Raw genomic sequence first — 590 nt, forward strand, 5'->3', positions numbered from 1 at the left:
AGAACCTGTTCACAATCAAAAAATATGCTGCAATAAACCAACCACCACCAACCAAATCATTCACCATGAGAAAAGCCCATCCAAGTGACATCACACGAGAGTAATTTGAACACATACGTCCATTGTTAGAAAGTGCCAGAAAAAAGACCAAGCCTAGGACAATAGACCTATACGAAGTATTCTGTGGATTGCTGTACTTACTTAGAACAGGTTGTCAGTGGCGACAACTACCACATGACTACCCAAAATGACGAACCATTCATTCCTACCATCAAAAATGGAGTGAACTTGATGATAGTGGTAACAGCATTCGTGATAATGTCTTAAAAAAATTGGTCAAAAAAGAGCGAAAGAAGAACAAACGCAAGGCTAAAACCAGCTTTATCATCATTGATGCACAAAGCATAAAAAATACCGATACCGCCAAACACAAAGGTTATGATGCAGGTAAAAAAGTATCAGGCATCAAGCGACATATTGCCGTTGACAGTCAAGGATTACCACATGCCATCTACATCACCACAGCCAACATGACAGATAGAGATGGTGCAGTCTTATTATTCAAAGCAGTAGTAAACAACTCACCAAAG

The 590-nt window shown here is 39.5% G+C and carries 1 pseudogene; it reads left to right on the top strand.

Annotation, left to right across the window (positions count from 1 at the left end):
* Window positions 1-113 precede the first annotated feature (113 nt).
* A pseudogene (locus tag B5J93_RS09625) lies at window positions 114-590 on the top strand (IS5 family transposase); the annotation flags it as partial.

This window comes from Moraxella equi (assembly GCF_002027555.1).
In the GTDB taxonomy this organism is placed as follows: Bacteria; Pseudomonadota; Gammaproteobacteria; order Pseudomonadales; family Moraxellaceae; genus Moraxella; species Moraxella equi.